Raw genomic sequence first — 22,333 nt, forward strand, 5'->3', positions numbered from 1 at the left:
TACTAAGAAGATAAAAACAGTGGAAAATGTTGGAAGATAGGATACTATTGTTTCCTAACTACTCATCTTTTTATAGGTTTGAAGAAATAAAAAGTAAACTTGATAAAGTAAATAAATAGTACAAGTTGACCAAATGATTGAATGCTGGTGCAGACATGAAAAAGTCTAAAAGGAGAAAAATACTCGTTAGAAATGGTTTAGAGCAGAAGATTATTTTGTCAAATTTTTTTGTTTTACAGTGGAATAAATAATATGAAATAAGATTAGAATATGTCTAGATTATCGAGAATCAGCATCTGTCAAATATGAATATTATCACATAAATAAGATTTAATAATACAGTTGTTTTAAAGAACTATAAAAATTGTTTTCGACAATGAAAAACCTATATATTATAAGCTTTAATAAGATAGCAAGTAAAAATAAGGGCGTTTATTTTATTGAATATATGTTTTTTTATTGACAAAAAGCATAAAAGCGTATACAATTAAATATCGTAAATAAGAAAATAGGAGAAAGACATGGCTAAGTCAAACTTTGAAAAAGTAGAATCAGTTGTTGGCTGGGTTCGTGATAAGAAAATCACAGGCTACCGTATCTCTAAAGAAACGAATGCGCGTGAAATGTCTATCATTGCTCTAGCGCAGGGGCGTGCAAAAGTAAAAAATATTTCATTTGAAACAGCTCTAGGTTTAATTGATTTCTATGATAAAAATCATGAAAAATTTGAAGATTAATCTTTGGATAATGGTGGATTCTTGAATAGGATCTGCCTTTTCATTTTGATACTCAATGAAAATCAAAGAGCAAACTAGGAAGCTAGCCGTAGGCTGTACTTGAGTACGGCAAGGCGAAGCTGACGTGGTTTGAAGAGATTTTCGAAGAGTATGAGGACAGCAAAAAGACTGCACGGTTGATGCAGCCTTTTCTTTTTATTTGAGATAACGTTGAAGGAATTCTTTTGTACGGTCTTCTTTAGGATTAGTGAAGAGGTCTTCTGGTTTACCTTCTTCAGCGATTACACCCTTATCCATGAAGATAACACGGTGAGAGACATCACGGGCGAATTCCATTTCGTGGGTTACGACAATCATAGTCAAGCCTTCCTGAGCCAGATCTTGCATGATTTTGAGGACTTCTCCAACCATTTCTGGATCGAGAGCTGATGTTGGTTCATCAAAGAGAATGGCGTCAGGATTCATTGAAAGGGCACGAGCGATGGCCACACGTTGTTTTTGACCACCTGAGAGTTGTTTTGGTTTGGCTTGCCAGTAGCGTTCCCCCATGCCGACCTTTTCTAGGTTTTCTTTGGCAATCTTTTCAGCTTCTGTACGTTCGCGTTTAAGGACAGTTGTCTGAGCGACAATTGTGTTTTCAAGCACGTTGAGATTTTCAAAGAGGTTAAAGGATTGGAAAACCATTCCCAACTTTTCACGGTATTGCGTGAGGTCATAGCCTTTTTCGAGGACGTTTTGTCCATGATAAAGGATTTGTCCATCAGTTGGCGTTTCAAGGAGGTTAATGGAGCGTAGGAAGGTTGATTTTCCGCTTCCAGAGCTTCCGATGATAGAGATGACCTCTCCCTTGTGGACAGTCAGAGAAATGTCTTTTAGCACTTCGTTTTGTCCATAGGATTTTTTGAGGTGTTTAATTTCAAGGATTGCTTGTGTCATTATTTCAAATCCTCCGTTTGCATTTGGTTAGCACCTGTAGTATAGGTATCCATGTCCATGCGGCGTTCGATGAAGCGTAGGATACGTGTTACGGTAAAGGTGAGGACAAAGTAAATCACGGCGATGATTGTAAATGTCTGGAAGTATTGATAGGTTTGCGTTGCCACGGTATTTCCTGAGAAATAAAGTTCGACAACAGAGATAACGTTCAATACAGATGTATCTTTGATATTGATGACAAATTCATTACCAGTTGCTGGTAGGATATTGCGGACAACCTGAGGTAGGACAATCTTACGCATGGTTTGGTTATGAGTCATACCGAGTGCAGTTGCGGCTTCAAATTGTCCCTTGTCAACTGCTAGGATACCACCACGAACGATTTCGGTCATGTAGGCACCGGTGTTGATCGAAACGATGAAGATAGCAGCTAGTGTGCGGTCAAGGTTGATCCCGAAAGCTTGGGCAGTTCCATAGTAGATAACCATCGATTGAACGATCATAGGTGTACCACGGAAAATTTCAATGTAGACATTGAGAATCCAGCCGACTAGTTTTTGTAGGCCGTAAATGGCTTTGTTTTCAGAGAGAGGAGCAGTACGGAAAACACCGATGGCAAGACCGATAATGAGACCTATGATGGTTCCGACGATAGAGATTAAAAGAGTGATACCAGCACCACGTAAGAGTTGTTGCCAGTTTTCAGAAAGAATTTTAGCGACTTGGCTAAAGAAACTACTGCTAGTCTCTTCAGTTGTTGTAGCTTCGGCAGGTTGCTCTTTGATCATACGATCCATCAAGGCAACTTGGTCGTCTTTTGAAATGGTTTCAATGCTGGTATTGATTTGACTAATACGATTGTCATCTTTACGAAGTCCAATGGCAATAGCCGTATCTTCTTCCCCAGTTTTGAAACCTGGTTCTACTTGAACCATCTTGAACTTAGAGTTAGCAGCTTCAGCAGTCAGAGCTTCTGGTCGTTCAGAAACATAAGCATCGATAACACCAGCTTCAAGTGCTTGGCGCATTTGAGCGAAGTCTCCCATGGCAGTTTCTTTTTTAGCGCCTGGGATTTGACCAATCAAGTCATAAAGGTAGACACCTTGTTGAGAAGTGATTTTCGCACCGTTAAAGTCATCCAAAGATTTAGCACTTGCGTAGGCAGAATCTTTTTTGACAAGCAAAACTGGTTCGCTAGTGTAGTAGCTGCTTGAAAAGGCAATTTCTTGTTTGCGTTCGGCAGTTGGACTCATACCTGCGATAATCATGTCAATCTTACCAGAAGTAAGGGCAGGGACTAGACCTTCCCACTTGGTTTTAACAACTAAAGGTTCTTTACCTAAGTCCTTAGCGATTTTCTTGGCGATTTGAACATCGTATCCGTTAGCATACTGGTTAGTCCCATCGATTTTGACAGCTCCATTGCTATCATCGTCCTGAGTCCAGTTAAAGGGAGCATATGCTGCTTCCATCCCGATGCGTAAATATTCATCGGCTTGGGCAACATTGACAAGTCCCAGCATCAGCAAGAGACTTGTGAAAATAGATAAGTATATTTTTCTCATGATTTCTCCTATTTCTAATCTATTAAAAAATAACTGTCTCCTATTTTATCGAAAAAAAATCTATTTTTCAATATAGGTAAGCCCTTACTTGTGAAAAAATGATATAATGATAGCAAAGATAAAAAGGGGGCTTAGTTGATGAAAAAAACTTTTTTCTTACTGGTGTTAGGCTTGTTTTGTCTTCTGCCATTCTCTGTTTTTGCCATTGATTTCAAGATAAACTCTTATCAAGGTGATTTGTATATTCATGCAGACAATACAGCAGAATTTAGACAGAAGATAGTTTACCAGTTTGAGGAGGACTTTAAGGGTCAAATCGTGGGACTTGGACGTGCAGGCAAGATGCCTAGTGGATTTGACATTGATCCTCATCCAAAGGTTCAGGCTGCGAAAAATGGTGCTGAACTAGCAGACGTTACTAGCGAAGTGATAGAAGGAGCAGATGGTTATACTGTTAAAGTCTATAATCCAGGCCAGGAAGGCGACACAGTTGAAATTGACCTTATCTGGAACTTAAAGAATTTGCTTTTCCTTTATGATGATATCGCTGAATTAAATTGGCAACCTCTGACAGATAGTTCAGGGGCTATTGGGAAGTTTGAATTTCATGTAAGGGGAGACAAGGGGGCTGAAAAACTCTTTTTCCATACAGGGAAACTTTTTAGAGAGGGAACGGTTGAAAAGAGTAACCTTGATTATACTATCCGTTTAGACAATCTTCCGGCTAAACGTGGAGTTGAGTTACATGCCTATTGGCCTCGGACCGATTTTGCTAGCGCTAGGGATCAGGGATTGAAAGGGAATCGTTTAGAAGAGTTTAATAAGATAGAAGACTCGATTTTTAAAGAAAAAGAGCAAAGTAAACAACTCGTTAATTGGGTCTTCCCTTCGATACTTTCTATCTCCTTGTTATTGAGTATTTGCTTTTATTTTATTTATAGAAGAAAGACCACTCCTTCGGTCAAATATGCCAAAAATCATCGTATCTATGAGCCACCAATGGAATTAGAGCCTATGGTTTTATCAGAAGCAGTCTACTCGACCTCCTTGGAGGAAGTGAGTCCCTTGGTCAGGGGGGCTGGAAAATTCACCTTTGATCAACTTATTCAAGCTACTTTGCTAGATGTGATAGACCGTGGGAATGTTTCTATTATTTCAGAAGGAGATGCAGTTGGTTTGAGGCTGGTGAAAGAAGATGGCTTGTCAAGTTTTGAGATAGACTGTCTAAATCTGGCCTTTTCAGGCAAAAAAGAAGAAACTCTTTCCAATTTGTTTGCAGATTATAAGGTATCTGATAGTCTTTATCGTAGAGCAAAAGTCTCTGATGAAAAACGGATTCAAGCAAAGGGGCGTCAGCTCAAATCTTCTTTTGAAGAAGTATTGAAAGAGATGCAAGAAGGAGTGAGAAAACGAGTTTCCTTCTGGGGGCTTCCGGATTATTATCGTCCCTTGACTGGTGGAGAAAAGGCCTTGCAAGTAGGTATGGGTGTCTTGACTATCTTGCCCCTATTTATCGGATTTGGTTTGTTCTTGTACAGTTTGGATGTTTATGGCTATCTTTACCTCCTCTTGCCAATACTTGGTTTTCTAGGTTTGGTTTTGGCTGTTTTCTATTATTGGAAGCTTCGGCTAGATAATCGTGATGGTGTCCTAAATGAAGCAGGGGCAGAAGTCTACTATCTCTGGACCAGTTTTGAAAATATGTTACGTGAGATTGCGAGATTGGATCAGGCTGAATTGGAAAGTATTGTGGTCTGGAATCGCCTCTTGGTCTATGCGACCTTATTTGGCTATGCGGACAAGGTCAGTCATTTGATGAAGGTTCATCATATTCAAGTGGAAAATCCAGATATCAACCTCTATGTAGCTTATGGCTGGCACAGTATGTTTTATCATTCAAGCGCGCAAATGAGCCATTATGCAAATGTCGCAAATACAGCAAGTACCTACTCTGTATCTTCTGGAAGTGGAAGTTCTGGCGGTGGCTTCTCCGGAGGCGGAGGCGGAGGCAGTATCGGCGCCTTTTAAAGAGAACTGTCATAGACTGAAAAAGTATGCTATAATGGAAGATAGAAAAAGGAGTAATCTATGTATCTTATTGAAATTTTAAAATCTATCTTCTTCGGGATTGTTGAAGGAATTACGGAATGGTTGCCGATTTCCAGTACAGGTCACTTGATTTTAGCAGAGGAGTTTATCCAATACCAAAATCAGAATGAATCTTTTATGTCCATGTTTAATGTTGTGATTCAGCTTGGTGCGATTTTAGCGGTTATGGTCATTTACTTTAACAAGCTCAATCCTTTCAAACCGACTAAGGACAAGCAGGAAGTTCGTAAGACTTGGAGACTGTGGTTGAAGGTCTTGGTTGCCACTTTACCTTTGCTTGCCGTCTTTAAATTTGATGATTGGTTTGATACCCACTTCCATAACATGGTTTCAGTTGCTCTCATGTTGATTATTTATGGGATTGCCTTTATCTATTTGGAGAAGCGCAATAAAGCGCGTGCTATCGAGCCAAGTGTGACAGAGTTGGACAAGCTTCCTTATACGACAGCTTTCTATATCGGACTCTTCCAAGTTCTTGCCCTTTTACCAGGGACAAGCCGTTCTGGAGCAACGATTGTTGGTGGTTTGTTAAATGGAACCAGTCGTTCAGTTGTGACAGAATTTACCTTCTATCTTGGAATTCCTGTTATGTTTGGAGCTAGTGCATTAAAGATTTTCAAATTTATAAAAGCAGGACAACTCTTGAGCTTTGGGCAATTGTTCTTGCTCTTGGTTGCGATGGGAGTCGCTTTTGCAGTCAGCATGGTCGCTATTCGCTTTTTGACCAGCTATGTGAAAAAACACGACTTTACCCTTTTCGGTAAATACCGCATTGTGCTTGGTAGTGTTTTGCTACTTTACAGTTTTGTCCGTTTATTTGTATAAGAAAAACCTTGAAGGGTCCAGGCTCTTCAAGGTTTTAAAATCCAGTCAGGGTAATCCCCAATAGGCGGACACCTCTTTCTTTCTCGCTTAGTTCTTCATAGAGTTGCAGGGCTATTTGGCTTATCTGACTAGCATCCTGTGTTTTTTGGGCCAGACTTTTTCGTTTAGTAAGAGTTGAAAAGTCCTCGTAGCGGATTTTCAAAATGACAATTTTTCCAGCTTTTTCTTGCTGATGTAGATTGAGAGCGACTCTTTTTGATAGAAGGGTCAGCTCTTTTTTGATGTCTTCCTCAGCACGGAGAATCTTCCCATAGGTTTTCTCCTTCCCGATTGATTTACGGATGCGATTGGATTTGACGGGGGAATTGTGAATACCACGAGCCTTTCGATAAAGGTCGTAGCCCAGTCTGCCAAATCGGTCTATTAGGGTCACTTCAGGAACTTCAAGCAAATCAGTGCCGGTAAAAACGCCCATTTGATGAAGACGCTCTACCGTCTTTTTTCCTACTCCATGAAACTTGGAAATATCCATTTGTTTGAGAAAATCCTCAGCTTGTTCAGGTAAAATCACTGTCAGACCATGTGGTTTTTGATAATCGCTGGCCATTTTAGCTAAGAATTTGTTGTAAGAAACGCCAGCAGAAGCAGTTAGATGGAGTTCTTGCCAAATATCTTTTTGAATGAGGCGAGCAATTTTGACCGCTGACTTGATACCGAGTTTATTTTCTGTCACATCCAAATAGGCTTCGTCAATGCTCATGGGTTCAATCAAATCTGTATAGCGCTTAAAAATAGCTCGAATCTGGAGTCCCACAGCTTTGTATTTCTCATAATTTCCTGAGATGAAGACGGCCTGGGGACAACGCTCATAGGCTTCCTTAGAGCTCATGGCTGAATGGACACCAAAAGCTCGCGCCTCATAGCTACAAGTGGAAACGACACCACGTCCACCTGTTTGCCGAGGGTCGCTTCCGATAATGACAGGTTTTCCTCTGAGTTTAGGATTATCTCTGATTTCCACCGCAGCAAAAAAGGCATCCATGTCAATATGGATGATTTTTCTTGACAAATCATTTAATAAGGGAAAAATCAACATGCTTAGCACCTTTTTATACTCTTCAAAAATCTCTTCAAACCACGTCAGCTTCGCCTTGCCGTAGGTATATGTTACTGGCTCCGTCAGTCTTATTTACAACCTCAAAGCAGTGCTTTGAGCAGTCTGTGGCTAGCTTCCTAGTTTGCTTTTTGATTTTCATTGAGTATTACTGCTTATTTTCTTTTATTATACCCTTTTTTCTGAAAAAAAGAAAAAAGGACTTTATTTTTTCAAAAATATAATACAGTTCGGAACAAAAAATAGACTGTTTTAGAAAAGAAAGTGTAAAAATAGGGATTTATCACTTGTTGAAAACGATTACTGTATGGTATACTTGTCTCATGAATGTAACAGATGACTGTTACTAGAAAGAAAAAAGAGGACACTAACATGGTTGTTAAGACAGTTGTTGAAGCACAAGATATTTTTGACAAAGCTTGGGAAGGCTTCAAAGGCGTAGATTGGAAAGAAAAAGCAAGTGTATCACGCTTCGTACAAGCTAACTACACACCTTACGATGGAGACGAAAGCTTCCTCGCAGGACCAACAGAACGTTCACTTCACATCAAAAAAATTGTAGAAGAAACTAAAGCACACTACGAAGAAACTCGTTTCCCAATGGACACTCGTCCAACATCTATCGCTGATATCCCTGCTGGATTTATCGATAAAGAAAACGAAGTTATCTTTGGTATCCAAAACGACGAACTCTTCAAATTGAACTTCATGCCAAAAGGTGGTATCCGTATGGCTGAAACTACTTTGAAAGAAAATGGATACGAACCAGACCCAGCTGTTCACGAAATCTTCACTAAATACGTAACAACAGTTAACGACGGTATCTTCCGCGCTTACACTTCAAACATTCGTCGCGCTCGTCACGCACACACTGTAACTGGTCTTCCAGATGCATACTCACGCGGACGTATTATCGGTGTTTACGCACGTCTTGCTCTTTACGGTGCAGACTACTTGATGCAAGAAAAAGTAAACGACTGGAACGCAATCGAAGAAATCGATGAAGAAACAATCCGTCTTCGTGAAGAAATCAACCTTCAATACCAAGCATTGCAACAAGTTGTTCGCTTGGGTGACCTTTACGGAGTTGACGTTCGCAAACCAGCGATGAACGTTAAAGAAGCTATCCAATGGGTTAACATCGCCTTCATGTCTGTCTGCCGTGTTATCAACGGTGCTGCTACATCTCTAGGACGTGTGCCAATCGTATTGGACATCTTTGCAGAACGTGACCTTGCTCGTGGTACATTTACTGAATCAGAAATCCAAGAATTCGTTGATGATTTCGTTATGAAACTTCGTACAGTTAAATTTGCTCGTACAAAAGCTTACGACCAATTGTACTCAGGTGACCCAACCTTCATCACAACTTCTATGGCTGGTATGGGTAACGACGGTCGTCACCGTGTTACTAAGATGGACTACCGTTTCTTGAACACTCTTGATAACATCGGTAACTCTCCAGAACCAAACTTGACAGTTCTTTGGACTGACAAATTGCCATACAACTTCCGTCGCTACTGTATGCACATGAGCCACAAACACTCTTCTATCCAATACGAAGGTGTAACAACAATGGCTAAAGACGGATATGGTGAAATGAGCTGTATCTCATGCTGTGTGTCTCCACTTGACCCAGAAAATGAAGAACAACGCCACAACATCCAGTACTTCGGTGCGCGTGTAAACGTATTGAAAGCTCTTCTTACTGGTTTGAATGGTGGTTACGACGATGTTCACAAAGACTACAAAGTATTTGACATCGAACCAATCCGTGACGAAGTTCTTGAATTCGAATCAGTTAAAGAAAACTTTGAAAAATCTCTTGACTGGTTGACAGACACTTACGTAGATGCTTTGAACATCATCCACTACATGACTGACAAGTACAACTACGAAGCTGTTCAAATGGCATTCTTGCCAACTAAACAACGTGCAAACATGGGATTCGGTATCTGTGGATTTGCTAACACTGTTGATACATTGTCAGCTATCAAATACGCTACAGTTAAACCAATCCGTGATGAAAATGGCTACATCTACGATTACGAAACAATCGGTGAATACCCACGTTGGGGTGAAGATGACCCACGTTCAAACGAATTGGCAGAATGGTTGATTGAAGCTTACACAACTCGTCTACGTAGCCACAAACTTTACAAAGACGCAGAAGCTACAGTATCACTTTTGACAATCACATCTAACGTTGCTTACTCTAAACAAACTGGTAACTCACCAGTTCACAAAGGTGTATACCTCAACGAAGATGGTTCTGTGAACTTGTCTAAACTTGAATTCTTCTCACCAGGTGCTAACCCATCTAACAAAGCTAAAGGTGGATGGTTGCAAAACTTGAACTCACTTGCTAGCCTTGACTTCGGTTATGCAGCTGATGGTATCTCATTGACTACACAAGTTTCACCTCGCGCTCTTGGTAAGACTCGTGACGAACAAGTTGATAACTTGGTAACAATCCTTGATGGTTACTTCGAAAACGGTGGACAACACGTTAACTTGAACGTTATGGACTTGAACGATGTTTACGAAAAGATCATGTCAGGTGAAGACGTTATCGTACGTATCTCTGGATACTGTGTAAACACTAAATACCTCACTCCAGAACAAAAAACTGAATTGACACAACGTGTCTTCCACGAAGTTCTTTCAATGGATGACGCATTGAGCTAATCAATTAACTTGAATAATGAAAAGGAACCCTCGGTCAAACGACTGAGGGTTGTTTTTGGGTTTTTAAATTTTTAATACTCAATGAAAATCAAAGAGTAAACTAGGAAGCTAGCCGCAGGTTGCTCAAAACACTGTTTTGAGGTTGCAGATAGAGTTGACGCGGTTTGAAGAGATTTTCGAAGAGTATAAGTCAGTATCTGAAGTGTCTCGCTTTGTTTAAAAGGAGTTGGTTGAGTTGAAGAGGTAGTCTGAAATAAAAACACCACACTTTGTAGGTTTACAAGGTGTGGTTGCATTTTATCTTTTAGACCAGGTTCTCTTCATAAAGAGAAGGAGGATTGGGTAAATCTCCAATCGCCCTGCAATCATTGCAAAGGAGAGGAGAATTTTTGAGATAGGACTAAAGATTGAGAAACTAGATGTAGTTCCTAGAATAGGTCCGATGTTATTGAAACAGCTAAAGACAGCGCTGGTCACAACCAGAAAATCATTGCTATCTAGGCTGACAATAAAGATAAGTGCTAACAAAATCATAGAATAGATGACAAAGTACTTGAGAATCTTATGCTGAGTATCTTTGTCAATCACCGTCTTATTAACATGGAGGGTCAAAACACGGTGGGGCGATAGGATTGACAAAATCTGGTTTTTGGCAATTTTTGAAAGGATGAGGCCTCGAATAACCTTGAGTCCACCTGCAGTTGATCCAGCAGAACCACCAATTCCCATGAGGAAGAGAAGGATAAACTGGGAGAAGAGGGGCCAGTTGGTAATGTCTCCATATCCAAAACCAGTCGTCGTAATGATATTGGAAACCTGGAAGAAGGCCATTTCAAAGCTCTTAGAAAATCCTGGATAGAGATAGAGAGTATTGAGGCTGATCAATCCTGTAGAAACCAGTACGATGACCAAGTAAGCCCGAAGTTCTTCATCTCCAAAGAAGGCCTTAACCCGACGGAGCATGAGGTAGTAGTAGAGGTTGAAATTTACCCCAAAAACCAGAACTCCGATGCTAACCAGATAGGTAATCAGTGAGCTACCATAGTGAGCAATTCCGTCGTTATAGACGGTAAATCCTCCGGTACCCGCTGTCCCCATAGCAATGACAAAACTATCAAATAGGGGCATGCCAGCTAGATAATAGATGATGACAAATAGGGAGAAGAGAGCTAGATAAAGGAGATAGAGAATCTGAGCGGTGTTTTTTAGCTTGGATACAACCTTACCAAAGACGGGACCAGGAACCTCAGCCTTCATTACCTCTAGGTGGCTATTTTTGGCATTGTCCATAATAGCAAGTGCAAAAACGAGCACCCCCATTCCTCCGATCAAGTGGGTAAAACTTCGCCAGAAGAGGAGGGAACGGCTGAGAACCGAAACGTCGTTCAGAATAGTGGCTCCGGTAGTTGTAAAGCCAGAACTAATCTCAAAAAAGGCATCAATAACGCTGGGAATTTGCCCAGCAAAGACAAAGGGGAGACCACCAAAGAAGGACCAAAGAATCCAACAGAGGGCAACAATTAAGATTCCCTCCTTGGCATAAATCCGTTGATTTTTTGGTTTTTCCAAACTCCCTGAACCGCCTAGTAATACGAGAATCCCTATGGTTGAAAAGAGGGCTGTAAAGACTTGGCTCGATTCACGGTAATAGAGAGCGACAGCTACAGGAACCAAAAGAAGAACAGCTTCAATCAAAAGTAACTTTGAAAGGAGGTAGCGAATCATACTTTTATTCATTTCTTACCTCGCAATCAAGTCATAAATCTTGGTGATGTTTGGCAACAAAGTTGTTACTAGGAGCTTGTCTCCAACTTCCAGCATATCCTCTCCAGTTGGGAAAATAGTCTTGCCCTTTCGAATGATGGCTGCTATAAGAACCCCTTTTTTCAGTTTTAATTGAGAAAGAGGTTTGGCAGTCATTTTATTAGCTTCCTTGATATGAAATTGCAGGGTTTCGATTTGGCCATTGGCTAGATGGTGCATGGCTTGAAGGTCTGAATACTGGGCATTAACACGACCACGAATAAAGTGCATGATTGTATCTACAGCAATACTTTTAGGTGTGATGATACTTGAAAAATCAGGCGCATTGATAATCTCGAGGAGACTGGTACGATTGACCTTGGTGATATTTTTTTGTACACCTACCCTGTCAAGGAACATAGAGGTAATCAGATTTTCCTCATCGACCCCTGTTAGAGTCGCAACGGCATCATAGTTTTGAGCACTTTCTTCCAGCAGGATATCTTTTGCGGTACCATCTCCTTGAACGATGTAGAGATTTGGGAATTTCTCGCTAAAGAAGCTGGCGATTTCAGGATTGATTTCAATAACCTTGGTATCGATACGACTGTCTTTGAGGATACCTAGTAGATAATAGGCAATTCTACCAGCTCCAACGATGAGAAGGCTCTTCACAGCACGAGACTTGAAATAATTATGGAAGAGCATCATGTCAACACGGTTACCAGTGACAAAGATTCTATCTTTATCCTGTACAGTCATGTCGCCGCTTGGAATGATAATTTGATGATCCCTCTCTATCGCACAGACAATGACATTGCCAAATTTTTTCCGAAAATCAGAAATGGGCATTTGGCAAAGACCACTGGAGGATTTAACAGTGAATTCCATCAAGCTGACCCGTCCACCAAAGAAACGTTCGACAGAGAGGGCGTTGGGAAAGTCAATGATATTTGCGATAGCGCGGGCAGCCAAGAGCTCAGGATTAACGATAAGAGAAAAACCGAGAATATTCTTTTCCTTGAAATAAGAGTTAGAATATTCAGGGTTCCGCACCCGAACGATGGTCTCTTTAGCTCCCATTTTTTTGGCTAGAACGGCTGCAATCATGTTGACTTCATCGTATTCAGTCAGGGCGATAAAGATATCACAATCCTGGACACTGGCTTGCTCAAGGATGGTAAAATCGGCCCCGTTACCAAGGATACCCATGATATCAAAGCGATTGACAATATGATTGAGGACAGCTTCGTCTTGCTCAATCAGCAAAACATCATGCTTTTCTGCAACCAAGGAGCGACAGAGGGCAGAACCAACTTTTCCCCCTCCGACAAGGATAATTTTCATAATAAAACCTACTTCTTCATTATGTAACTATCATACCTTTTTTCAAGAAAAAATGCACCTACTAGCTAATCACCAGAGTTTTTAGTAGGAAATTTGCTATAAGGTAAAACTATACCCTAATCAATTGAAATAGCTATTAGCACCTTTCTCTGAAATATGGTATGATAAAGGATATACAAGGAGATAAAATGAATAATAATTTACTGGTATTACAATCAGACTTTGGTCTGGTTGATGGTGCGGTATCGGCTATGATTGGAGTGGCTTTAGAAGAGTCTCCCACCTTAAAAATTCATCATTTGACGCACGATATCACGCCTTATAATATTTTTGAGGGGAGCTATCGTCTCTTTCAGACGGTGGATTACTGGCCTGAGGGAACGACATTTGTATCGGTGGTCGATCCAGGTGTCGGCTCGAAACGTAAGAGTGTGGTTGCCAAGACTGCAAAAAATCAATATATTGTCACGCCAGACAATGGGACTCTTTCTTTTATCAAGAAACACGTTGGCATTGTAGCTATTCGTGAGATTTCTGAAGTGGCCAATAGACGTCAAAATACAGAGCATTCTTATACCTTCCACGGTCGTGATGTCTATGCCTATACTGGTGCTAAACTGGCCAGTGGTCACATTAGTTTTGAGGAAGTGGGGCCAGAGCTCAGTGTGGATCAGATTGTGGAGCTTCCAGTCGTAGAGACAATCATTGAAGATCATCTGGTAAAGGGAGCTATTGATATTCTAGATGTGCGTTTTGGTTCGCTTTGGACCTCTATCACACGAGAAGAATTTTACAAGCTGGAACCAGCATTCGGTGACCGTTTTGAAGTGACTATCTATCACGCAGATATGCTGGTCTATCAAAATCAGGTTGTTTATGGCAAATCATTTGCAGATGTGAGAATTGGGCAACCCATCCTTTACATCAACTCTCTCTATCGTTTAGGTTTGGCTATCAACCAAGGTTCCTTTGCCAAGGCCTATAATGTAGGTGTCGGTTCATCTTGGACCATTGAAATAAAGAAAATAGAATCATAAAATAGGAGAATATAGATGAAAAATCAATCAATTAAACAAGTTGTTGCTATCGGTGTTGGAGCTGCGCTCTTTGTTGTCATCGGGATGATCAGCATTCCGACACCTGTTCCAAATACAAGCATCCAGCTTCAGTATGCGGTACAGAGCCTCTTGTCTATCATTTTTGGCCCTCTAGTGGGACTACTTGTTGGTTTAATTGGGCATGCAGTGAAGGACTCTCTTGCTGGCTACGGTCTTTGGTGGACTTGGATTATTGCTAGTGGTCTCTTTGGTCTAGCCGTCGGACTCTTTAGAAAATACATTCGAGTAACACAGGGTGTTTTTGAGTTGAAGGATATTGTCTTCTTTAACCTCATTCAGATTGTTGCAAATGCTCTTGTTTGGGGTGTCTTGGCACCACTTGGAGATGTTGTGATTTATCAAGAAGCGGCAGAAAAAGTATTTGCCCAAGGGATTGTTGCGGGAATTGCTAATGCTGTAACTGTAGCTATCGCAGGTACCCTTCTCTTACTAGCTTATTCACGTACGCAGACTCGTTCAGGAAGTTTGAAAAAGGATTAACATAAAGGAAAAGGCTGGGCAACCGGTCTTTTTCGATGTTTATAGACTAGTCGGGTAAGCAAGCTAGGATAGGACTCTTTTTGACGCTAAGATTTTACGAGAAGAGACTGTAAGAAGGGTTTGATTTATGATAAAATAGAAGTCTAAGAAGCGAATGAAGAGAGTAAGATGAAAGAAGCTATAATTGAGTGGAAGGATTTCTCTTTCCAGTATGAAACGCAACAAGAACCGACCTTGCAAGGAGTGGACTTAACCATTTATAAGGGAGAGAAAGTCTTAATTGTTGGGCCATCTGGGTCAGGTAAGTCTACCTTGGGTCAGTGTTTGAATGGAATTATTCCCAATATTTACAATGGTCAGATGTCTGGAGAATTTTTGATCAAGGGGCAAGCAGCCTTTGATATGAGCATCTACGATAAATCTCATCTGGTCAGTACAGTTTTGCAAGATACAGATGGGCAGTTTATCGGCCTGTCTGTGGCAGAGGATTTGGCTTTTGCTCTGGAAAATGACATGACAGCTCTAGATGACATGAAAAGTCGTGTTCATAAATGGGCTGAAAAGCTGGACCTTCTCCCTTTACTGCCGCAGCGTCCTCAGGATTTGTCAGGTGGACAAAAGCAGCGAGTCAGTCTGGCTGGTGTCTTGATTGATGAGAGTCCGATTCTTTTGTTTGATGAGCCACTCGCCAATCTAGATCCCAAGTCAGGTCAGGATATTATCGAATTGATTGATCAGATTCATAAGGAGGAGGGGACGACGACTCTTATTATCGAGCACCGTTTAGAGGATGTTCTGCATCGCCCTGTGGATCGGATTGTCTTGATAAACGATGGTCGTATCCTCTTTAATGGGGGTCCTGATCAGTTACTAGCGACTGATTTATTGACACAAAATGGAATTCGAGAACCCCTTTATCTAACGACTCTCCGTCAATTGGGTGTGGATTTAGTCAAGGAAGAACAATTAGCGAATCTGGATAACTTGTCTATCTCAAAAGGCCAGGTTCAGCTGCAGAATGAACTGGCAAAAGAAACCCCAGAATTGCAGTCACTCTTTAAATTAGAGGATGTGTCTTTTTCTTATGATGATAGACCGATTTTAAAATCCATTTATTTAGATATTAAAAAGGGTGAAAAGATTGCCATTGTCGGAAAAAATGGGGCAGGGAAGTCAACCCTAGCCAAGGCCATAAGCAGCTTTATCCAGACGGAAGGGCGCTATCTTTGGGAAGAACAGGATATCAAAGGAGATTCTGTTGCAGAGCGGGCGGAACGAGTAGGCTATGTGCTGCAAAATCCCAATCAAATGATTTCAACCAATATGATTTTTGATGAGGTGGCTCTAGGGCTCCGTTTGCGAGGTGTGGATGAGAAGGAAATTGAAACGAGAGTCTATGAAACCTTGAAAATCTGTGGTCTCTATGAATTCCGTAATTGGCCTATTTCTGCCCTGTCATTTGGTCAGAAAAAACGTGTGACTATTGCCTCGATTTTGGTCTTGGGAGCTGAAATTATCCTCCTAGATGAACCAACTGCAGGTCAAGACCAGAAGAACTATACTGAGATTATGGAATTTCTCGAAGAACTGCATCAAAAAGGGCATACCATTGTCATGATTACCCATGATATGCAATTGATGCTGGATTATTCGGATAGGGCTCTTGTCATGGTGGATGGGGAATTGATTGCCGATACTGATCCAGCTAGTCTTTTGAGCAGTCCTGAGCTGTTAGTAAAAGCCAATCTAAAAGAAACTTCTATCTTCAACTTGGCTAAGAAACTCGACGTGGATCCACTTGCTTTAACGGCATTTTACAAAGAAAGGAGAGAAGGATGCAAGCAAAATTAATTGGTTACCAGCATAGAGATACTGTGATTCATCGCTTGTCAGGAGCTGGGAAACTTCTCTTTTTCATTCTCGTGTCATTGGCTGCCATGATTAGCTATGATACCAGATTGCTTGTTCTGATTGCTGTCTTTTCGGTCTTTCTCCTCTATTTGTCAGAAATCCGTTTTAAAGATGTTTCCTTTGTGGCCGTTTTTGCGACGGTATTTGCCGTTTTAAACGTCTTGATGGTCTACCTCTTTTCTCCCGAGTATGGTGTTGGACTTTACGGAGAGAGAAGTGTGATTTGGCAGGGAATCGGTGCCTACACTCTGACCAGTCAAGAGCTCTTTTATCTGCTAAATTTGGCCATTAAGTATCTCTGCACCATTCCTCTGGCTATTATCTTTTTGATGACAACTCATCCTAGTCAGTTTGCTTCCAGTTTAAATCAAATTGGTGTACCTTACAAGATTGCTTATTCTGTCAGCCTGACCTTGCGTTATATCCCAGATTTGCAGGAAGAATTCTTTACTATCAAGATGTCTCAGGAAGCGCGTGGGCTGGAATTGTCCAAGAAAGCTTCTCTTATGCAACGAATCAAAGGCAATCTGCGCATTATTACTCCCTTGATTTTTAGCTCGTTAGAACGCATTGATACCATTGCGACCGCCATGGAACTTCGCCGTTTTGGGAAAGAGAAAAAGCGGACTTGGTATAGTTATCAGGCCTTGAAAAAAGGAGACTATCTTACCTTGCTTTTGGCAGCTGTGTTTTTAGTAGCTAGTTTACTACTTATCTTTCAGAATCAGGGACGATTTTACAACCCTTGGAAATAGCTTGAAAAAATTGAAAAAATCAAGTCGTTTCTATTGACAATGATTCTGAAAGTGTTATACTAAGAAAGTAGTTTCGCTGATTTACTTCAAACCTGTTGTGAGGTAAGTTAACGATGCCTTAACCACGCTGTTTGCTGAGCTTGACTCCGGGCAGTGTGGCTATTTTTTTGCAATGGTAAAAGGAAGCAAGTCATGACAAATCACATTGTATTATTTGAACCTCAAATTCCACAAAATACAGGCAATATCGCGCGTACTTGCGCTGCGACCAATTCTCCCCTCCACATCATCAAGCCAATGGGCTTTCCTATTGATGACCGCAAGATGAAGCGAGCTGGATTGGATTATTGGGATAAGCTAGAGATTTATTTTTACGAGAGTTTGGAGGATTTCATGTCTCAGATGAAGGGCAAACTCTATCTGATTTCGAAATTCGCGGAAAAAGTCTATTCTGAGGTGGATTTATCGACTGATGAAGACCATTATTTTCTCTTTGGACGTGAAGACAAGGGTTTGCCTGAGGACTTTATGCGCGAACATCCTGAGAAAGCTCTCCGTATTCCTATGAATGATGAACATGTCCGCAGTCTCAATGTGTCTAATACCGTCTGCATGATTGTCTACGAAGCCCTCCGCCAGCAGAACTTTGCAGGTCTTGAGCTCATTCATACCTATGAAGTGGATAAATTGAAATAAAAAATGAAAATGAAAATGAACAAAATGCTTGCGCTTGCAAGCGTTTTTTGTTATGATAAAAGAGTCTTCAGGGCAGGGTGTGATTCCCGACCGGCGGTGACTTTAACTAGGAAATGATCTTTTCCTTCTCTTTAAAGAAGTCCGCGAGCGCAAGCTGATGTGGTGAGATTCCACAACCGACAGTATAGTCTGGATGGGAGAAGACGAAAGAATAGCTTTGTCTGTTCTGATAGATTTATAGCTAAATTGTAACCGTTTGCTCAATAGAGTGCGAGGGAACTTTTGGGGTATAAAAAGTGAGAATAGATAGGGGAATCCTTTCTAACTTCTTCTGATTTTATAGAAAATTGGAGGAACCTGTTATGACAAACACACGTCGACTTTCGACCATTGCGATTCTATCAGCCATCTCATTTGTGCTGATGTACTTTGACTTTCCGCTTTTGCCAGCGGCGTCCTTCCTCAAGATCGAATTTAGTATCTTGCCAGTCCTTGTGGGTCTGGTGGTCATGGATTTGCCTGCTGCTCTAGGAATTCTCTTGCTTCGCTCACTCTTGAAATTGCTTCTTAATAGTCAAGGAGTGAATACTTACATTGGTTTGCCGATGAATATCGTAGCTTTGGGAGTTTTTGTCATCGTATTTGCTTTGATTTGGAAAAAGGAACGGACAACTCTTCGTTTCCTACTAGGCTCTCTAGCTGGGACTATTGGTTTAACCGTGGCTATGTTGGTTCTCAACTATGTTTATGCTGTTCCTTTGTACGCTAAGTTTGCTAACTTTGATATTGGAAAAATTTTGGGACTTTCCAACTACCTAATGACCATGGTATTACCTTTTAACTTGATTGAGGGTGTAATCTTTTCCGTTTCATTCTGGTTGTTGTATGTTCTCTTGAAACCAACCTTAAAACATTATGAGAGATAAACAAACATTTTTAATGAAGGGCAGTTTTGCCCTTTTACTTTTCGTTATTCTTGGCTACATGGTCAAATTTTACCCTGAAACGCTGGTCGGTTTTGACCAACCGATACAGACTGCCGTTCGAGGAGACTTGCCAGATTACTTGACTATTCTTTTCAGGGCCATCACACGCTTGATTGATATCCCAGTGATTATCACTTGGGTTGTCATTACAGCTTTTGTCTTTTATCGTAAGCGGTGGAAGATAGAAAGTTTCTTCATGCTGGGAAATCTGGCTTTGGCAGGTCTTTTAATCGTGACCTTTAAAAATATTTACCAGCGCCCACGACCAGCTATTTTACACTTGGTTGAGGAGAAGGGATTTTCCTTTCCAAGTGGCCATTCTCTGGCTGTAACCTTGATGGTCGGTTCTCTGATTGTCATTCTCAGTCAACGGATGAAAGATCCAGTCTGGAGAAAAATCGTGCAAATCGTCCTTGTTATCTACCTAGTCAGTGTGTTGGTATCAAGGGTCTATCTGGGAGTTCATTACCCATCAGACGTTCTTGCCAGTCTCTGTGTGGGCTTGGGAGTATTGTTTATCGAATTTCCCTTCTATGACAAGCTCCGCTTCCAATGGCGATTTAAAGGCAAGCAGAAGTGACTATCAAATTCCTTTGAGGAGAAAGAAATGAAAGTCAATATAGCAGATCTTCATCCGACTCAACTATACTTATCAGAAAAGAAGTTGCAAGATATTCAGATGCTTTACCAGTCGGCAGAAACAATCCAAGTCGATCCAATCAGTATTCTTGCCTTTGGAGATTGCTTGTTGATTACAGATGGGCATCACAGGGCTTATCAGGCTTTATTGGCAGGTCGGGATACGATTTCTGCTGAGTGGGATAGAGATGGTGGTGATGAACTATATCATCTCTATGCGCAAGCCTGCGAAGAAAGAAAAATTTACTCTGTTCTGGATTTAAAAAATCATATCTTAGCTCAAGATGAGTATGAAGCAAAATGGTATAACTGGTGTGATGGTTTTAATCAAGCAGCAACTCTTTTGTTGAAAAGGAAAGCAGATGAAACAGACCCTACAAATAGATAATTCACTGCGTCTTGTTCCTTATTATAAGGTCAATCATTGTGAAGAAGCTCTTGCTTGGTATCAGGATGTGAACTTGGTTCACCTCGTAGATGGGGTGAAGCTTCCTTATAGTCAAGAAACTTTGGAAGCCATGTATTCCTATTTGGATCAGCATGGTGAGCTTTTTTGGATTGAAGTCAAGGAGAAGGGTGAATGGTTTCCAATTGGGGATGTTACACTATCTCAGGACAATCTCCCCATTGTGATTGGAAATCCCGCTTACCAACATCGAGGACTTGGAAAAAAGATCCTAAGTACTTTGATTGAATTGGCTCGAATAAAAGGATGGAAAGAATTGAGAGTCAAGGAAATCTACACTTACAATCATGTATCTAGGCGCTGTTTCAAGTCGCTTGGATTTGTGGAAAATGGAGCAACAGAAAAAGGAACGAGTTTTGTATTGAAATTAGTCTAATCTAACTTGTTTTTTAACTCAAAATCTGATAAACTATGTAGTAATTGAATAGAAATCTGCAAGACTAGTAACTCAAGGGAAGTATATCAGGGAGGAGAGCCGTGACTGCAAGCTCTTTATATGAAAGCTGGGTGAATTCACTTGCGCATGGATTTAGAAATGAAGGTCTGACTTGTCAGATGAAAACGGATGGTACCGCGTGTCAACGCTCCGAGTGGAGTTTTTGGCATGTGGTTTTCTTTTTATCTACGAGCGACTGATGGAGGAATTATGTCAACTATTGAAGAACAATTAAAAGCGCTTCGTGAAGAAACGCTGGCTAGCTTGAAGCAGATTACTGCTGAAAATGAAAAAGAGATGCAAGATTTGCGTGTCTCTGTCCTTGGTAAAAAGGGATCGCTCACTGAAATCCTCAAAGGGATGAAAGATGTCTCTGCTGAGATGCGTCCGATTATCGGGAAACATGTCAATGAAGCGCGTGATGTCTTGACAGCAGCTTTTGAAGAAACTGCTAAGCTTTTGGAAGAAAAGAAAGTTGCAGCTCAATTAGCAAGTGAGAGTATCGATGTGACCCTTCCAGGTCGTCCAGTTGCGACTGGTCACCGCCACGTCCTCACACAAACCAGTGAAGAAATCGAAGATATCTTCATCGGTATGGGTTACCAAGTCGTGGATGGTTTTGAAGTGGAGCAAGACTACTATAACTTTGAGCGTATGAACCTTCCCAAAGACCACCCAGCTCGCGATATGCAGGATACTTTCTATATCACTGAAGAAATCTTGCTCCGTACCCACACGTCTCCAGTTCAGGCGCGTGCTATGGATGCCCATGATTTTTCTAAAGGTCCTTTGAAGATGATCTCGCCAGGGCGTGTGTTCCGTCGTGATACGGACGATGCGACTCACAGTCACCAGTTCCACCAAATCGAAGGCTTGGTTGTTGGGAAGAACATTTCTATGGCAGATCTTCAAGGAACCCTGCAGTTGATTGTCCAAAAAATGTTCGGTGAAGAGCGTCAAATCCGTCTGCGTCCATCCTACTTCCCATTCACAGAGCCATCTGTTGAGGTGGATGTTTCTTGCTTCAAGTGTGGTGGAGAAGGCTGTAACGTATGTAAGAAAACAGGTTGGATCGAAATTATGGGGGCCGGTATGGTTCACCCACGTGTCCTTGAAATGAGTGGTATCGATGCGACAGTTTACTCTGGATTTGCCTTTGGTCTTGGTCAAGAGCGTGTAGCTATGCTCCGTTACGGAATCAACGATATCCGTGGATTCTACCAAGGAGATGTCCGCTTCTCAGAACAGTTTAAATAATGATTAGAAAAGTAGAAAAGGCAGATGTTGGGGTGTTGTCCAAAATTGCCAAACAAACCTTTAGTGAAACATTTGCTCATGATAATACGGAAGAGCAGTTACAGGAATACTTTGAAGAGTCTTATAGTCTGAGAGTTTTGTCAACTGAGTTGGAAAATCCAGAATCCGAAACCTATTTCATTATGCATGAAGAGGAGATAGCTGGTTTTCTCAAAGTCAACTGGGGAAGTGCTCAGACTGAGAGAGAATTAGAGGATGCTTTTGAAATTCAACGCCTCTATGTGCTACAAAAATTCCAAGGATTTGGACTAGGTAAGCAATTGTTTGGATTCGCTCTTGAACTTGCTACAAAAAATAGTTTTTCTTGGGCTTGGCTAGGTGTTTGGGAGCATAATACAAAAGCTCAAGCATTTTATAATCGATATGGTTTTGAAAAATTTAGCCAACATCATTTTATGGTTGGTCAAAAAGTAGATACGGATTGGTTACTGAAAAAGAAATTAAGGTAAGAAGAGGATTCTTCTA

At 41.0% G+C, this 22,333-nt stretch carries 20 protein-coding genes and 1 riboswitch; of the genes, 15 read left to right on the forward strand and 5 right to left on the reverse strand.

Annotated features, from left to right (window positions below; all coding sequences use genetic code 11):
* Window positions 1-521: 521 nt before the first annotated feature.
* Window positions 522-737: a capsule biosynthesis transcriptional regulator gene (locus N8O43_RS06400; RefSeq protein WP_001130035.1), complete on the forward strand. Its 216-nt coding sequence runs from the start codon at window positions 522-524 to the stop codon at window positions 735-737.
* Window positions 738-932: 195 nt separating this feature from the next.
* Here N8O43_RS06400 and N8O43_RS06405 read toward each other — a convergent pair whose 3' ends face one another.
* Both N8O43_RS06405 and N8O43_RS06410 read right to left on the reverse strand, forming a co-directional pair.
* Complete coding sequence (locus tag N8O43_RS06405) at window positions 933-1,673, reverse strand: amino acid ABC transporter ATP-binding protein (RefSeq protein WP_000189477.1); 741 nt, start codon at window positions 1,671-1,673, stop codon at window positions 933-935.
* Window positions 1,673-3,238: an ABC transporter substrate-binding protein/permease gene (locus N8O43_RS06410; RefSeq protein WP_045612303.1), complete on the reverse strand. Its 1,566-nt coding sequence runs from the start codon at window positions 3,236-3,238 to the stop codon at window positions 1,673-1,675. The genes N8O43_RS06405 and N8O43_RS06410 overlap by 1 nt, the downstream gene beginning before the upstream one ends.
* A 138-nt stretch (window positions 3,239-3,376) precedes the next feature.
* Here N8O43_RS06410 and N8O43_RS06415 point away from each other — a divergent pair, with 138 nt between their 5' ends.
* Together N8O43_RS06415 and N8O43_RS06420 are read left to right on the forward strand one after the other, a co-directional pair.
* The gene (locus N8O43_RS06415; protein ID WP_261089779.1) at window positions 3,377-5,266 is read left to right on the forward strand and encodes a DUF2207 domain-containing protein; all 1,890 of its coding nucleotides are present in this window, start codon (window positions 3,377-3,379) and stop codon (window positions 5,264-5,266) included.
* Window positions 5,267-5,326: 60 nt separating this feature from the next.
* On the forward strand, window positions 5,327-6,172 hold the full coding sequence (locus N8O43_RS06420; RefSeq protein WP_261009441.1) for an undecaprenyl-diphosphate phosphatase: 846 nt from the start codon (window positions 5,327-5,329) through the stop codon (window positions 6,170-6,172).
* Between the two features lie 34 nt (window positions 6,173-6,206).
* On the opposite strand, the gene dinB is transcribed toward N8O43_RS06420, so the two are convergent.
* Window positions 6,207-7,268, reverse strand: a complete 1,062-nt coding sequence (dinB, locus tag N8O43_RS06425; RefSeq protein ID WP_261009440.1) for a DNA polymerase IV — start codon at window positions 7,266-7,268, stop codon at window positions 6,207-6,209.
* A gap of 390 nt (window positions 7,269-7,658) precedes the next feature.
* Between dinB and pflB the strand changes: the two genes are divergently transcribed.
* Window positions 7,659-9,974: a formate C-acetyltransferase gene (gene pflB / locus N8O43_RS06430; RefSeq protein ID WP_261009439.1), complete on the forward strand. Its 2,316-nt coding sequence runs from the start codon at window positions 7,659-7,661 to the stop codon at window positions 9,972-9,974.
* Window positions 9,975-10,271: 297 nt separating this feature from the next.
* On the opposite strand, the gene N8O43_RS06435 is transcribed toward pflB, so the two are convergent.
* Together N8O43_RS06435 and trkA are read right to left on the reverse strand one after the other, a co-directional pair.
* Entirely contained in the window at window positions 10,272-11,711 is a 1,440-nt protein-coding gene (locus N8O43_RS06435; RefSeq protein ID WP_261009438.1) for a TrkH family potassium uptake protein, read from the reverse strand.
* A 3-nt stretch (window positions 11,712-11,714) separates the two neighbouring features.
* The gene (trkA, locus tag N8O43_RS06440) at window positions 11,715-13,064 is read right to left on the reverse strand and encodes a Trk system potassium transporter TrkA (RefSeq protein WP_042750050.1); all 1,350 of its coding nucleotides are present in this window, start codon (window positions 13,062-13,064) and stop codon (window positions 11,715-11,717) included.
* A gap of 188 nt (window positions 13,065-13,252) precedes the next feature.
* On the opposite strand from trkA, the gene N8O43_RS06445 reads away from it, so the two are divergent.
* The 11 genes from N8O43_RS06445 to N8O43_RS06495 all read left to right on the forward strand — a co-directional run bounded on the left by N8O43_RS06445 (window position 13,253) and on the right by N8O43_RS06495 (window position 22,317).
* Window positions 13,253-14,101, forward strand: coding sequence for an SAM hydrolase/SAM-dependent halogenase family protein (locus N8O43_RS06445; RefSeq protein WP_001063590.1), 849 nt, complete (start codon window positions 13,253-13,255; stop codon window positions 14,099-14,101).
* A 15-nt stretch (window positions 14,102-14,116) separates the two neighbouring features.
* The gene (locus N8O43_RS06450) at window positions 14,117-14,662 is read left to right on the forward strand and encodes an ECF-type riboflavin transporter substrate-binding protein (RefSeq protein ID WP_033689391.1); all 546 of its coding nucleotides are present in this window, start codon (window positions 14,117-14,119) and stop codon (window positions 14,660-14,662) included.
* A gap of 168 nt (window positions 14,663-14,830) precedes the next feature.
* Window positions 14,831-16,513 carry an ABC transporter ATP-binding protein gene (locus N8O43_RS06455; RefSeq protein ID WP_261089781.1) on the forward strand — a complete coding sequence of 561 codons (1,683 nt, stop codon included), beginning with the start codon at window positions 14,831-14,833 and terminating at the stop codon, window positions 16,511-16,513.
* Window positions 16,498-17,328, forward strand: coding sequence for an energy-coupling factor transporter transmembrane component T family protein (locus N8O43_RS06460; protein WP_261089782.1), 831 nt, complete (start codon window positions 16,498-16,500; stop codon window positions 17,326-17,328). Before N8O43_RS06455 ends, N8O43_RS06460 begins: the two co-directional genes overlap by 16 nt.
* Window positions 17,329-17,520: 192 nt before the next feature.
* Entirely contained in the window at window positions 17,521-18,024 is a 504-nt protein-coding gene (locus N8O43_RS06465) for a tRNA (cytidine(34)-2'-O)-methyltransferase (RefSeq protein WP_000181386.1), read from the forward strand.
* Between the two features lie 59 nt (window positions 18,025-18,083).
* Window positions 18,084-18,233: riboswitch (FMN riboswitch) on the forward strand.
* 153 nt (window positions 18,234-18,386) lie between these two features.
* The gene (locus tag N8O43_RS06470) at window positions 18,387-18,950 is read left to right on the forward strand and encodes an ECF transporter S component (protein WP_000185823.1); all 564 of its coding nucleotides are present in this window, start codon (window positions 18,387-18,389) and stop codon (window positions 18,948-18,950) included.
* A complete protein-coding gene (locus N8O43_RS06475; protein WP_125453133.1) occupies window positions 18,940-19,590 on the forward strand; it encodes a phosphatase PAP2 family protein in 651 nt (216 codons plus the stop codon). The genes N8O43_RS06470 and N8O43_RS06475 overlap by 11 nt, the downstream gene beginning before the upstream one ends.
* Before the next feature lie 27 nt (window positions 19,591-19,617).
* A complete protein-coding gene (locus N8O43_RS06480; protein ID WP_000867293.1) occupies window positions 19,618-20,037 on the forward strand; it encodes a hypothetical protein in 420 nt (139 codons plus the stop codon).
* A gap of 4 nt (window positions 20,038-20,041) precedes the next feature.
* The gene (locus tag N8O43_RS06485; protein WP_025171197.1) at window positions 20,042-20,491 is read left to right on the forward strand and encodes a GNAT family N-acetyltransferase; all 450 of its coding nucleotides are present in this window, start codon (window positions 20,042-20,044) and stop codon (window positions 20,489-20,491) included.
* Window positions 20,492-20,761: 270 nt separating this feature from the next.
* Window positions 20,762-21,808: a phenylalanine--tRNA ligase subunit alpha gene (gene pheS / locus N8O43_RS06490; RefSeq protein WP_000103743.1), complete on the forward strand. Its 1,047-nt coding sequence runs from the start codon at window positions 20,762-20,764 to the stop codon at window positions 21,806-21,808.
* Entirely contained in the window at window positions 21,808-22,317 is a 510-nt protein-coding gene (locus tag N8O43_RS06495) for a GNAT family N-acetyltransferase (protein ID WP_000619938.1), read from the forward strand. The genes pheS and N8O43_RS06495 overlap by 1 nt, the downstream gene beginning before the upstream one ends.
* Window positions 22,318-22,333 lie beyond the last annotated feature (16 nt).

Source organism: Streptococcus mitis (genome assembly GCF_946190335.1).
GTDB lineage: Bacteria > Bacillota > Bacilli > Lactobacillales > Streptococcaceae > Streptococcus > Streptococcus mitis_CH.

Bases quoted from the DNA above. Each gene is read 5' to 3' on its own strand.
- N8O43_RS06400 (WP_001130035.1), top strand. From the start codon at position 522: ATGGCTAAGTCAAACTTTGAAAAAGTAGAATCAGTTGTTGGCTGGGTT.
- N8O43_RS06405 (WP_000189477.1), bottom strand. From the start codon at position 1,673: ATGACACAAGCAATCCTTGAAATTAAACACCTCAAAAAATCCTATGGA.
- N8O43_RS06410 (WP_045612303.1), bottom strand. From the start codon at position 3,238: ATGAGAAAAATATACTTATCTATTTTCACAAGTCTCTTGCTGATGCTG.
- N8O43_RS06415 (WP_261089779.1), top strand. From the start codon at position 3,377: ATGAAAAAAACTTTTTTCTTACTGGTGTTAGGCTTGTTTTGTCTTCTG.
- N8O43_RS06420 (WP_261009441.1), top strand. From the start codon at position 5,327: ATGTATCTTATTGAAATTTTAAAATCTATCTTCTTCGGGATTGTTGAA.
- dinB (WP_261009440.1), bottom strand. From the start codon at position 7,268: ATGTTGATTTTTCCCTTATTAAATGATTTGTCAAGAAAAATCATCCAT.
- pflB (WP_261009439.1), top strand. From the start codon at position 7,659: ATGGTTGTTAAGACAGTTGTTGAAGCACAAGATATTTTTGACAAAGCT.
- N8O43_RS06435 (WP_261009438.1), bottom strand. From the start codon at position 11,711: ATGAATAAAAGTATGATTCGCTACCTCCTTTCAAAGTTACTTTTGATT.
- trkA (WP_042750050.1), bottom strand. From the start codon at position 13,064: ATGAAAATTATCCTTGTCGGAGGGGGAAAAGTTGGTTCTGCCCTCTGT.
- N8O43_RS06445 (WP_001063590.1), top strand. From the start codon at position 13,253: ATGAATAATAATTTACTGGTATTACAATCAGACTTTGGTCTGGTTGAT.
- N8O43_RS06450 (WP_033689391.1), top strand. From the start codon at position 14,117: ATGAAAAATCAATCAATTAAACAAGTTGTTGCTATCGGTGTTGGAGCT.
- N8O43_RS06455 (WP_261089781.1), top strand. From the start codon at position 14,831: ATGAAAGAAGCTATAATTGAGTGGAAGGATTTCTCTTTCCAGTATGAA.
- N8O43_RS06460 (WP_261089782.1), top strand. From the start codon at position 16,498: ATGCAAGCAAAATTAATTGGTTACCAGCATAGAGATACTGTGATTCAT.
- N8O43_RS06465 (WP_000181386.1), top strand. From the start codon at position 17,521: ATGACAAATCACATTGTATTATTTGAACCTCAAATTCCACAAAATACA.
- N8O43_RS06470 (WP_000185823.1), top strand. From the start codon at position 18,387: ATGACAAACACACGTCGACTTTCGACCATTGCGATTCTATCAGCCATC.
- N8O43_RS06475 (WP_125453133.1), top strand. From the start codon at position 18,940: ATGAGAGATAAACAAACATTTTTAATGAAGGGCAGTTTTGCCCTTTTA.
- N8O43_RS06480 (WP_000867293.1), top strand. From the start codon at position 19,618: ATGAAAGTCAATATAGCAGATCTTCATCCGACTCAACTATACTTATCA.
- pheS (WP_000103743.1), top strand. From the start codon at position 20,762: ATGTCAACTATTGAAGAACAATTAAAAGCGCTTCGTGAAGAAACGCTG.
- N8O43_RS06495 (WP_000619938.1), top strand. From the start codon at position 21,808: ATGATTAGAAAAGTAGAAAAGGCAGATGTTGGGGTGTTGTCCAAAATT.